At 57.2% G+C, this 12,377-nt stretch carries 9 protein-coding genes and 1 pseudogene; 7 read left to right on the top strand and 3 right to left on the bottom strand.

The window, feature by feature from the left end; genetic code table 11:
* Positions 1–46: 46 nt before the first annotated feature.
* From MCACP_RS02380 to MCACP_RS02390, 3 genes are all read left to right on the top strand, one after another.
* On the top strand, positions 47–760 hold the full coding sequence (locus MCACP_RS02380; RefSeq protein ID WP_406677806.1) for a purine/pyrimidine permease: 714 nt from the start codon (positions 47–49) through the stop codon (positions 758–760).
* Between the two features lie 68 nt (positions 761–828).
* Positions 829–2,229 (top strand): N-acyl-D-amino-acid deacylase family protein, encoded by a 1,401-nt coding sequence (locus MCACP_RS02385; protein WP_406677807.1) that lies wholly within the window; start codon positions 829–831, stop codon positions 2,227–2,229.
* A 427-nt stretch (positions 2,230–2,656) separates the two neighbouring features.
* Positions 2,657–3,052, top strand: coding sequence for a YkvA family protein (locus tag MCACP_RS02390; protein ID WP_406677808.1), 396 nt, complete (start codon positions 2,657–2,659; stop codon positions 3,050–3,052).
* Positions 3,053–3,207: 155 nt separating this feature from the next.
* Here MCACP_RS02390 and MCACP_RS02395 read toward each other — a convergent pair.
* A pseudogene (locus tag MCACP_RS02395) lies at positions 3,208–3,537 on the bottom strand (GntP family permease); the annotation flags it as partial.
* Positions 3,538–3,897: 360 nt separating this feature from the next.
* On the bottom strand, positions 3,898–4,092 hold the full coding sequence (locus tag MCACP_RS02400) for a hypothetical protein (protein ID WP_406677809.1): 195 nt from the start codon (positions 4,090–4,092) through the stop codon (positions 3,898–3,900).
* Between the two features lie 170 nt (positions 4,093–4,262).
* On the opposite strand from MCACP_RS02400, the gene MCACP_RS02405 reads away from it, so the two are divergent.
* From MCACP_RS02405 to MCACP_RS02420, 4 genes are read left to right on the top strand one after another with little or no spacing between them, the layout of a single operon-like run.
* Positions 4,263–5,720 (top strand): Wadjet anti-phage system protein JetA family protein, encoded by a 1,458-nt coding sequence (locus tag MCACP_RS02405; protein WP_406677810.1) that lies wholly within the window; start codon positions 4,263–4,265, stop codon positions 5,718–5,720.
* Positions 5,721–5,741: 21 nt separating this feature from the next.
* Positions 5,742–6,353, top strand: a complete 612-nt coding sequence (locus MCACP_RS02410; RefSeq protein ID WP_406677811.1) for a DUF4194 domain-containing protein — start codon at positions 5,742–5,744, stop codon at positions 6,351–6,353.
* Entirely contained in the window at positions 6,322–9,825 is a 3,504-nt protein-coding gene (locus tag MCACP_RS02415; protein WP_406677812.1) for an ATP-binding protein, read from the top strand. Before MCACP_RS02410 ends, MCACP_RS02415 begins: the two co-directional genes overlap by 32 nt.
* Positions 9,758–11,101 carry a Wadjet anti-phage system protein JetD domain-containing protein gene (locus MCACP_RS02420; RefSeq protein ID WP_406677813.1) on the top strand — a complete coding sequence of 448 codons (1,344 nt, stop codon included), beginning with the start codon at positions 9,758–9,760 and terminating at the stop codon, positions 11,099–11,101. Before MCACP_RS02415 ends, MCACP_RS02420 begins: the two co-directional genes overlap by 68 nt.
* 177 nt (positions 11,102–11,278) lie before the next feature.
* On the opposite strand, the gene MCACP_RS02425 is transcribed toward MCACP_RS02420, so the two are convergent.
* A complete protein-coding gene (locus MCACP_RS02425; RefSeq protein ID WP_406677814.1) occupies positions 11,279–12,298 on the bottom strand; it encodes a helix-turn-helix transcriptional regulator in 1,020 nt (339 codons plus the stop codon).
* Between the last annotated feature and the right edge of the window lie 79 nt (positions 12,299–12,377).

Below are 12,377 nucleotides of genomic sequence, written 5' to 3' on the forward strand. Positions count from 1 at the left end.
CAAAGGCCTGGCCGGCGGCGGGCTAAAGCTTTTTATAATCGGTCTTTTGGTACTGCTGATAGTAATCTACCTTACCCTTCATGGCAGGGGGCTGCTTAAAAACAGCGCCATTATATTGAGCGTAGCTTTTGGCTGGCTGCTAAGTTTTTTAGCAGGTGAAGTTATCCTGCCGGGTGGTACCACATGGTTTTCCCTGCCGTCCTTATTTCTGTGGGGGCCACCTAGCTTCGAAATTGGAAGCGTTGTTTCATTCCTTGGGCTGGCCGTGAGCGGTACGGCCAATTTTTTAGCCGGCGTTTTTGGCGGGATAGGCACTATACCTTTCGCCATATCCGCCGGTTTAATCTCGTTTTCGGGAAATAAATCGCCAAAGCCCTTTATACTTTCCTGTGTTATATTTATAGCCATGGGGTTGTTTCCCCCGCTGGGTGCCCTGGCCGGGAGTGTGCCCCAACCTGTTGCGGCAGCAGTACTGCTGGTATCAGGTTGCTCCCTGGCGATGATTGGTTTACGGGATATGGTACGCGAGGAGATTACTTTACGGGAGAATTTTATTATCGGCCTGAGCTTGCTTTCTGGCATCGGCGTCATGCTCCTGCCGCACTCGCAGTGGGAGCAGATCCCGGGGTGGGCGGCAGGCATATTGAGCAACGGCGTTATTGTAGGAACCCTTGGAAGTATACTCCTTGAACATGTAGTGTTGAGGAAACCCCGGCAAAGCGTTTCACAATCTATTACGAGCAAAGCTGGCCATAATTAGCAATTATCTCATACAGATTGTCAATAGGGTAGGATTTTTGCCTGCTGGCGTCGAATACTTGCATTACTATGAGCAAGCAAATATCCAGACGCCAGTTTTTATTAGGAACTGGTTCCCTGATGGCCCTGGGCTATCTGTCCTGGTTAGGGTTGATGCCAGGGGCTATATCAGCTGGCAATAAAAACGGGACAGGGAAACCGGGAACGCTGGCGGGGCAAAGCCCCCCTTTGCCCGAGCCGGTAGACTGCGACATTGTATTCCGCAATGGCCTTATTATCGACGGCAGAGGAGATAAAGCGTACCCCGGCAGTGTTGGCATTAAGGGGAAACAAATCGCTGCTGTAGGAGATTTCCAGGCCGCGCCGGGAGCGGTAGAAATAGATGCCAGGGGCCTGGTTCTCTGTCCCGGCTTTATTGATGTCCACTCCCACACCGAACAGTACCTGGCCGCCGGCGGCGGAGCGGAGATGCTGCTACTTCAGGGCGTAACGACCCACCTGGGCGGCAACTGCGGCACTTCGGTGGACAGGGTAGGCGCCTTCCTTGGAGGTATTCATAAACTGGCCGTCAACCTGGGTATTCTGGCCGGGTACAAACATCTGCGGCAGGCTGCTGTTGCCAGGGAAGGGCGGCAGGCCAGTGCCGGAGAAGTGGCAGCTATGCAGGAAAAACTGGCCGCGGCTCTGCAGGAGGGGGCCTTTGGTCTATCGGTGGGGCTGGAATACTGGCCCCAGACCCTGGCCACGACCCGGGAACTGGTTGACCTGTGCCAGGTTTTAAAACAGTACGGCGGGTTTTATGCCACCCACATCCGCAGCGAGAGCGACCGGGTACTGGAGGCAGTGGAGGAGGCTTTAGAGATAGGGAACGAGGCAGGTGTCCCGGTGCAGTATTCCCATATTAAGACATCCTTCCAGCGCAACTGGGGTAAAATGAAGCGGGTTATGGACCTTCTGGATGGCGCCCGCAAGGGAGGGCTGGACATAACCGCCGATGTCTACGGCTACACTTTTTCTAGCTGGGACCTGGGAAGCAAAAATAATTCCATTAATGAAGAAGACTTAATCCTTGCCCTGCAGCAACCGGCAGTAATGATCGGCAGCGACAGCGGGCTGGACAACCTGGGACGGGCCGTTCACCCCCGCGCTTACGGAAACTACCCCCATATTCTGCGTACGTACGTTTTAGATAAAGGGGTTATCTCTTTAGAGCAGGCCATTCATAAAATGACGGCCATGCCGGCGCGGCGGATGGGGTTAAAGGACCGCGGTCTCCTGGCACCCGGTTATAAAGCCGATGTAGTAGCCTTCGACCCGGGAACCATTGCCTCCCGGGCCACCCGGGCTAACCCCAGCCAGCTGGCCACCGGGGTACGCTGGATCCTGGTAAACGGCCAGGTGGCAGTAAAAGATGGACAGGCTACAGGATGCTTTGCCGGGGAAGTACTGCGGCGCGCGAGAACATGGTAGGAGCAGACTAATGCTGAAAAATTTCAAGGTCGCCATTTATGAAATTGTTATGGAGGCCGGGGCGGGAGGTTTAACTTTACCTCCCTATAAAGGTTCTACCCTTCGTGGCGGTTTTGGCCGGGTATTCCACAGAATAACCTGCTCGGGACGGGAAGGACATTGCCGGGAGTGCCTTCTGCAGGGCAATTGCCCCTCTAAAGATGGATTTTACCTGCCTCATCGACCGGGTGCGGCAGGTCAGGCTGGTGGAGGATCATAAGGCCTGGGTCGTCGGGGAGCGCTTTTCCTTTTTGGGAGGAGGGAGTATCAAGTAAAATTTTTAACGGGGAGAGCGGAAGAAGTGAGGAATATGATAAAACACAACAAATAATTATGATAGTTAAGCATTGTTGCAAATGAGGGCTGCATTCTTTGGAGCTGAGGAAAAATGAAAGCACGGGAATTTTGGGTTACTTGGAAGGAAAAGGCGAGAAAGCTAAAGGGAGATATATACGCCTTGTATCTAGCTTATCGGGATCCCCGTTTGCCGTGGCATGCCAAGCTTTTCACTGCCTGCCTCGTGGCATATGCTTTTAGTCCCTTGGATCTTATACCCGATTTTATCCCAATTTTGGGTTATTTGGATGAGTTGGTTATCATCCCTTTAGGAGTAACCCTGGCTCTAAAGATGGTTCCGCAGTCAGTCATGCTTGAGTGCCGCGAGAAAGCTCAACTGGCCCTGAAAGATAAACCTGTAAATTGGTGGGCTGCGGGAGTTATTGTGGTGTTTTGGTTACTTTTAGCAGCAATAACTATTATGCTGATAAAGAACAAAAATAGATAATGGACCAAAATAGATTTAGGCCGGCGGTGTTTGGAAAAGCCAAGAGTTTTTAAGGAAGAGGAATATCTTTTAGAAGCTTGTTCTTATAATGACGCTAGGAGAATAGAAAAAGCCCGTGCTCGAAGGCACGGGTTCCCGTCCTGTTTCTTAATCTTTCAGTGGAATATCATGAAGAGCACAATCGTGGTTACAATCGTTACCAGGCCTTCCAGCAGGGTGGCCGCTGTCTGGGCCTTGTAGGCATCAGTAACTTCCAAACCCGAAAACTGCGACACTACCCAGAAGTAACTGTCGTTAACATGGGAAACGGTCATCGCCCCGGCGCCTATTGCCATTACCGTCAGGACAAGATCCATGGGAGACGTCAATCCGAGCTGCGGCAGCATAGGTGCTATAAGGCTCGAGGTGGTAACAAGGGCCACCGTCGAGGAGCCCTGGGCGGTTTTGAGCATGGCTGCAATGATAAATATCAGGATAAGGGCCAGTGGATGAAGTTTTAACTTGGCTGTAGCAAAAATTATAAACAGAATGGCAAGAACTACTATAACAAGCAGCATTGGACCGTGTACCATAACCGCCTTTGCGGCAGCAAGCTGTTCAGGTGTCATTTACTCTACCTCCAGATTTAAAGATGCTAAAAGATACTTTTGACAAATTTCCCAAGCAGCCCCCCTTACTATGGCAAACCCGGGACTTGTATATGTCTTTTCCCGGCCCCCCCTTTATTATGTTTATTTATGACAACTAGGTTTTTTCCTGTCAAGAAACAGAAAAAGGCACATAGTTCCTGGCCAGTAGTCTAGGTGCAGTAGGGAGCCGGTTGCTCGCTGCAAGGTTTTTAGCTCTTATCCACCGCCCAGAAGGGGTGAGGTGAGAAAGTCGGTATCATCATTAAATAAAGGTACAGTCAGGTCGGTACGGACCAGGCGGCCGTTAATGATAATCCAGATATCAGGATGGAGGGTGCCCCCATCCTGGTATATTTTTTGGGCCAAATTTGGCCCATGACGTTTAATTAGTACCGCCAGCAAATCGGCCAAAGTTGCCGGTTGTTCAAATCCTGGGAATCCTTGTGATAAAGATCTTAAAATAAAAAGGACTTTTTAGGCAAAATGTCGAACTGTTTACATCTGCCCGGTAGCTCTGCGTACCTGTAAGATTGCCGGCGAGCAGTTTTAAATTAAAGTATATCACCGGGGGAGCTATCCGGATGAAACTTTTCGAGGTAATACCGGAGCGTCTGTTCCAGGTTTTCAGCGGCCGGAACCGGTATATTTACGCCGAGGCCCTGCTCCTCCTTTATGAGCAGTACCGGGTCAACCGCTTTGGCATCCAGTATGAGGTCATGCGGGATTTGATGCAGGAACTGATCGAGAGCCAGGAGGAGGCCGGCCTGGTCTATGAGGTGGAAGAGGAAGAGGAGCAGGAGCCTGCCACCGGCGGGCTTTTTAACGGCACCGGCGAGGACCTGGCCCGGCTGAAGGCCGGCGCCCTCTTGCGTCGCCTGGACAGGTTGAAGTGGATCCAGGTGGAAGTGCGGGATAATTTTCGCCGCTACATCGTCCTGCCCCGCTACGCCAGCCGGCTGCTGGCCGTTTTCCAGGAATTATGCGAGAACCGTACCGTTGAGTACCAGCGCTTTGCCTTCGTTACTTACCAGCTCCTTTCCGGCGAGGAGGCCAGGCAGCGGCCCGGTTTTGCCATCCTGGAGGCCCAGAGGATGACCCAGGAGTTCCTGGAGGAGCTGCGGGTGCTGGCCAACAATATGAAATACCATATGGAGCAGGTGGTGGCCAAAGCCTCCATCCAGGAGGTCCTGGACCACCATTTTGAAGAGTACAAGGCCCACATCATCGACCGCAGCTACCACCGCCTCAAGACTTCGGACCATGTTTCCCGTTACCGGCAGCGGATCCTGGCCACGGTCCAGGAGTGGCTCCTGGACCCGGAATGGATGGCCCGGGCCGTGGAAGACGCCCTGCGCAACGAGTTTTTTACCAGCAGGGAAGAAGCGGCGGACCAGCTGCGCCGCGCCCTCATGGACATTGAAGAGATTTACCGCGGCCTGGACGAGATCTTTTACCAGATCGACCTGCGCCACAACCAGTACCTGCGCGCCTCCTTTGAGCGGGCCCGTTATTTAAGCCAGCACAGCTCCGGCGTCGACCGCTACCTGGCGCGGATCCTGGAATGGATGGCAGCGGGCATCAGGAGAGGCGACCTGCCGGCGGAAGATTGCCTGCCCGGCCTGTTCAACCTGATGCGCCTCAATCAATTAAGCGAGCAGTCCCTGTATACACCGCGCCGGCGGCGGGCGCCCCACCGGCCGGAGCCCCAGGTGGTGGTGGCTGTCCCCGAGGAACTGAAAAGGCAGCTGCGGGAGCAGAACCTGCAGCGGATGCGGCAGGCCATTACCAGGGAAAAGGTGAGCGCCTACGTCCTGGGCCGCCTGGGCGAGCGGCGGGAGATGGGCATCGAGGAACTGGCGCCCACCAATATGGAGGAATTCCTGTATCTCCTCTACGTTTATCTCTACGGCTACGACGGCCTGGCCGGCTACCGCCTGGTGCCGCAGGGCGTGAACCGGATCCTCGACATCGGTGGCTATCGCTTCTATAACCGGCGGGTAGTGCGGGTGGATACGGACAGGAAACGGCGGGCTGTTTAAAAAGGCAAAGGGGGGAATCCGGTGCTTAACCTGGGGGAAAACCTCAGCGAGCAGGAAGCCGGGCGGTTGCAGGAGGTCATCAACCGCCTGCTGGCTGTAAATTTTTTAAACAAGGAGCAGGAGCGGGAGCATTACCTGGTGGCGCGGCGCCACCGTCAGGTTCTGGAGGAGTTTTTCCGCTTCCTCGGCTGGGAGATCGTCTTTGACGACCGCCACGAGTGCCTCTTCGTCCTGTCCCCGGAGGCCGGTTGCCGGCGCAACCTGACCCGGGAAGAAAGCATCTGGCTCCTGGTCCTGCGCCTCATCTACCAGGAAAAGCGCCAGGGCCTTTCTTTGAGCGAGTTCCCGGTGACCACCCTCCACGAGATCCGGGCCAAGTATGAAGCCTTCCGCCTGCCCCTTTTTAATAAGACCAGGCTGCAAGAACTGGTGCGCCTGGGCACCCACTACAAACTCCTGGAACCCCTGGATGACGACATCAGGTCCGACGACTGCGCCTTCCGCCTGTTCCACACCCTCCTTTACGCCGTCCAGGCGGATACGGTAGAGAAGCTGTACCAGAAGATCGCTGCTTATGAACAGGGGAAGGAGGAACTGCCGGATGAAGTGGCTGCGCCGCCTGCGGCTGATTAACTGGCACTACTTTTATGACGAGACCCTGGAGTTCGGCCGCCAGACCCTTATCGCCGGCCGCAACAGCGCCGGCAAGTCGACCATCATCGACGCCCTGCAGGTCCTCCTGGTGGCCAACCAGCGGCAGATCCGCTTCAATTCGGCGGCCCACGACGAGGCCAGGCGCTCCCTCATCAGCTACCTGCGGGGCAAAACCGGCGGGGAAGCCAAGAAGTACCTGCGGGAAGGGGATTTTACCAGCTACATCGTCGCCGAGTTTTACGACCAGCAGAAGAGGGAAAACTTTGTCGTCGGCGTGGTGATGGACGTCTACGGCGACGATACCATCGACGACGAATACTTTATCCTCGCCGGGGTGCAGCTGGCCGACCTGGATTTCTGGAGCCCGGCGGAGCGCTGGAAAAACCGGGAGGAGTTTCACCGCTACTGTCAGAACCTGCCGGGACGCCATATCTTCGAGCGGAGCAAGGCCGGCTATCAGAAGGCCCTTTTAAACCGTCTGGGACAGGTAAGCGAGCGCTTTTTTCCGGTTTTCGTCAAGGCCCTTTCCTTTAAGCCCATCCAGAACGTGCGGGATTTCGTCTACCAGTATATCCTGGATGAGAAGGAGCTGCAGCTGGACCTCCTGCGGCAGAATTTTGAAATCCACGAGCGCTACCGGGCGGAGCTGGAAGCCCTGGAAGAGCGCCGGGAGAAGCTGGAAGCCATCTGCCGCCAGTTCGAAACCTTTGCCCGGCTGCGGGATACGGTGGCCGTCCAGGAGTACGTCATCCGCGGCCTGAAGCACGCTCGGGAGGTGGAGCTGAGGGACCGCCTGGAGGAGGAGATACGCTTCCTGGCAGCCGAGGTGGAGCGGTTGAGCCGGGAGCTGGATCTGGCGCGGGCCAGGCATCAGGAAGCAGGGGACAAGGCCAGGGAGGCCTATCAGAAGTGGCAGGGGCACCAGGCCAGGCAGCGGGAGCAGGAGTTAAAGGAAGGCCTGGCCCGTGTAGATAAGGATTTGCAGGAGCACGAGCGGCTGCTGGCGATCCTGCGCCAGACCCTCGACCGGGAGAAGGCCCTGCTAGACGCTCTGCAGGAAATGGAAGAGGATGAATACTGGCAGTGGCAGCCGGGGGAGCAGGAGCGCCTGGGACAGGCCCTGGAGCTGCTGGCCGTGCTGATACCGGCCGGGGACGCTGATTGGTTACCGGGGGAGGATACCGTGGCCGCGGTGCGGGATACGGGTCTTTTCCTGGCCGGCCTGCACAGCCGCTGCGCCCGGGCCGTTGGCCGTCTGGAGGACCGGCTGACCCTGCTTCAGCAACAAAAAGCGGAACTGGAAGGACAGATCCGCGACCTGGAGAACAAGAAGCGGCCCTACCCCCCGCACGTCCTCAACTTGAAAAGGCTCCTGGAAGAGCGCTTGAACAGGCGCTCGCCGGTCTGGATCTTCTGCGAAGAAATGGACCTGAAGGATGAAACCTGGCGGGACGCCGTGGAGGGGTATTTATACACCCAGCGCTTCGACCTCCTGGTGGAACCCCGGGTCTTTGCCGAAGCCCTGGCCATTTACGAGAGGGAAAAAGGGAAGCACCAGATAGAAGGAGTCGGCCTGGTGGATACGGAGAAGGAGCAGAAGTACCTGGGTACGGCGCAGAAAGGTTCCCTGGCGGAGGAAATGGTAACGGGCAACCCGGTCATCCAGGCCCACATCGACCACCTCCTGGGGCGGGTCATGAAGGCCCGGGACGAGCAGGACCTGCGCCGTTATCGCACCGCCATCACCAGGACCTGCATGTCCTATCACAACCTGGTGGCCAGGCAGCTGGAAAAACACCGCTACGCCGTACCCTATATCGGCGCCCGGGCCATTGTGCGCCAGTTAGAAATCAAGCGCCGGGAGCTGGCGGAGACGAAAGAACAGATAGATATGCTGCAAGGCAGGAGGGAAAAGCTGACGGCCTGGCTGGAACGCCTGGCCGACAAGAAGTCCCTTTACGCCGGCATCAGCGAGCAGCTGGACCTCCCCGCCCGCATCCGGCGTTTAGAGGAAGAGCGGGCCGCCCTGGCCGCCGAACTGGAGCGGCTGGACCTGGGGGAAGTGGAGCGGTTAAAGGAAGAATATTACTACTGGGAGCGCCGCGGCAAAGAGCTGTTGAACGAGATCACCGAAATTAGCGGATTTAAAAAAAGCCGCGAGAACGAGTTGAACCAGAAGCAGACGGAGCTGCACCTGCAGGAGACGAGGGTGCAGGAAGCCCTGGCCTTCTGGCAGTCCTGGCGGGAGCAGTATCCTGTCGAGCTCCTGCCCCGGGCCGAGGAACGCTGGCGGGAGGTGGAGGGTCAGGACCTGCCCGCGGCCGGTAAGCTTGTCAACTGGGAGAACAGCCAGAAGGGCAATATTACCAGGCGGGAGCAGGAGTTCCAGCGCCTGCGCGACTTACGCCACGAGTACAACCTGCGTTACACTTACAGTGCCGATCCCGGAGCCCCGGACAATGAAGCCTACCAGCCCCTGCTGGCGGAAATCGCCACGGTAGATATCCCCCGCTACCGGCAAAAGCTGGCCGAGGCCCTGAAGCAGTCGGAAGAGGAATTTAAATCCCACTTTATCTTTAAGCTCCGCGAGGCCATCGAAGCGGCGCGGCGGGATTTCAACGAACTCAACTACGCCCTGAAAAACTTCCCCTTCCACGAAGACCGCTACCACTTTGAGATTAAACCCAGCGAGAGGTACAGGCGTTTTTACGACGTGATCATGGACCCCGGGGTGATGGAGCAGGGCTCCCTTTTTGAGCTGCCCGAGGACGACCGGGCGGCCGTTCTTCACGAGCTCTTTGAGAAGCTCATCCGCGGTGAGGCCGGGGAATTGGAGGAGTTCACCGATTACCGCAACTACCTGGATTTCGACATCGTGGTCACCAGCGGTGAACACCGCTATTCCTTCTCCCAGGTGCTGCGGGAAAAATCGGGCGGCGAAACCCAGACGCCCTTTTACGTCGCCATCCTGGCGTCCTTCAACCACCTCTATGCTACGGGCAAGACCATCCGCCTGGTGGTGTTCGACGAGGCCTTCAATAAAATGGACGAGGAGCGCATCCAGACCAGCCTCCGGCTCATCAAACGCATGAACCTGCAGCTCATTGCCGCCGTGCCCGACGAGAAGATGCAGCATATGGCACCGGAAGTCGATACCACCCTGCTGGTGCACCGCAACGGCTTCCATTGTTTTGTAGACATGATCAGCCGCCAGGAAATGCTGGCCGGCGAAGGAGAACTGGACGGCAGTGGGCTTCCGGTCGGCCGCGGCGATACGGCCGGTGGTCGGGAAGAAGGGCCCGGGGGAGAGGACGGTCAGTGGCGCCGTGCCGGCGGTACCGACGGTGAAGAAAGCGGCCGGCCGCGGCGAGGGGGTGTAAGGAATGTCCGGGACGGGCAGGGACCTGCAAGCGCAGTACCGGTCCAGGATTCTCTCTTTGCTGATCAGTAAATACGAAGGGAGCCGCTCCTTTCAAACCGGCACACTGGGTAAACAGCGGCCCCAGTTCGCTATGAAGAAGAGTCCCCTGGCCGGCGATTATTTTGACGAGATGGACCACCGGAAAAGGGAAGCCATCCATGCCGCCCTGGCCGAACTGGCGTCCGCCGGCGTGGTGGAGGTCACCTGGCCCCGCTTCCAGGAAGGCCGCCAGGTGGAAAAAGTATATTTGAACTTTGACGCCATCCCCCGTGCCTATGAGCTGGCGGGCCTGGTGCCCAGGGCGGAACGGATCAGCAGGCTGCGCCAGATCCTGGCTCCCCTGGCTACCCACCCCTGGGAGTGGGTGCGGCGGTGGTGGGCGGAGGTGGACGCGTCTTTAGCAGAACGGCGGTCCGCCGGCCTAGACCTGGAGGACCCGGAAGGCTACGGGGAACTGGTCAAGGTGCTCCAGGCCCTGCCGCAACTGGAAGACAGCACACCGGAGCGCATCTTCAGCCAGCGGGTTCTGGGGGATTCCAAGGCCTTCGAGCAGAGGGTGAAAAAGCGGCTGCTGGCCCTGCTCAAGTCCCACGGCCCGGAGGAATATGAAACCGACGCTGAATACCTGGACAGCGTCGGCCTGACCGATAATCCCAAAATGGTGCTGGTGGCCGGGGCCTTTACTTTCCGGGCGGGAGGAACTGCCGTCGATGTGGGGGAACTTCCGGGCGGCCTGGGTTTGGCCGCCCATACGGTGCGGGTCATGGAGATAACGGCCGTTACCGCTCCTTGGGTTCTCCTGGTGGAGAATTTGACCAGTTACTATCAGGTTGTCCAGAGTGTAAGTGAGCTGGCTGTACCAAGTCGGGAAAGGGAAGGGGACCGGGGTCAAGCGATTGAAGGCCCTGGCGGCTTAGTAGTATATACCGGCGGCTTCCCCCACCGCGGCGTGCAGCTTTTTTTGCGCCGGCTCCAGGATTACCGGGAAACCCTTGCAGTTGCCGCCAGGCCTCCGGTCTACCACTGGGGTGACCTGGACTACGGCGGCATCCGCATTTGCGAATACATCCGCCGCAACTTGATCCCCGACTTGCAGCCACACCTTATGGATGTCGCCACCTATACCAGGTATTTACCGGCTGGAATACCCTTCGGCGACGACTATGCCGCCAGGCTCCGACACCTTGCTGAGGACCCGGCTTACGCCTCCTGGCACCCCCTCCTGCAGGCCATGCTCAAGCACCGCAAATGGGTGGAGCAGGAGAGCATGGGGCCGGGCGCAGCCCCACCTGTCCCGCCGCCTTAAACAGCGGCACCTTAGTGCAACTTAAGGCTCCTTTTTGCCGCCGGCAGCTATGCGGGCTGGTCCTGGCCTCTATTAATGGCGGGTTCTCCTACCTCCCCTTTAATCTGGCTATCCCAGCAGTTGTTGGCCGCCATAACGCAGCATTTCTCCCCCATATATGATTACCACGGCTTGCCCCTAAATATGGTCGTAAAGTGCGGCCAGTTCTTTTGCTTCCCGGGCTACTTCCCGGCGTAGCTCCGGGGGGGCCATGACTTCCGCCTGGCTACCGAAGCCCAGCACCCAGCGTTTTACCTCCTGGAGACCGCTGAGGTGCATTTTTAACAGCAGGCTCCCGTCGGTCAGCTCTTCCATTACCTGGCTGGGATGCCACTGGCGTTCCTTGATCCAGCGTGCCTGGTCGCGGTGGAAACGAATAATGACCTCGTATACCTGCGGCCCCCTTTCGATGCCGAGGGAGCTCTGCAGGTAGTCTTCCAGGGAAAAATCAGCCGCCACTTCGAATTTGCGCCCTGTCACCTGCCACTGCCGGATGCGGTCCAGGGCAAAGAGGCGTATTTCCCGGCGGTAATGGCAGTATGCGATGACGTACCAGGCTCCCTGGTAAAAACGCAAGTGGTAGGGGTCGATTAAGCGTTTGGTGACGGCATCCCGGCTGGCCGTATAGTATGTTATTTGCACCGAGCAGTTATCCTGGATGGCCCGGCAGAGGTCAGCATAGAGGACGGCCAATTTTTCAGCATCACCGCGTAAAGGCGCGACGGCAAAGGAAATATCTTTATCCAGCAGGTCCAGGTCCACCATTAATTTCTCCGGCAGCATTGTCCTCAGTTTGGCCAGGGCACCCTGGATTATCTGGTGAAAAGGGGTACCGCCGAAATGGCTTAACAGCCGCTGGCCCAGGTACAGGGTCAGGAGTTCCCCTTCAGTCAAATGGATGGGGGGCAGGCTGAAGGTTTTATCGTAACGATAACCCCTGTGCCAGCTGTCATAGACGATAGGAGCTCCGAAAAAATCCCTGAGAATCTGGATATCCCTTTCTACCGTCCGCGCGGAAACCTCCAGGCGTTCGGCAATAAAGGCCACGTTAGGGTAGCGGCCGGCGGCGATCCAGCGATGAATGGCGTAGATGCGCGCCAGGGACTGGCGGCCGACGTTACTGATGGCTTTTTTATTTTTCTTGAGGACCAGGCTCAAAACTATTTGCCCCCTATAAAATTTCCTTATTATCCATTATTCGCCATATACCCGGTGATTCCTTCACCGGGAAGTTGGG

The organism is Neomoorella carbonis, from assembly GCF_045278715.1.
Taxonomy (GTDB): Bacteria; Bacillota; DSM-521; order Neomoorellales; family Neomoorellaceae; genus Neomoorella; species Neomoorella carbonis.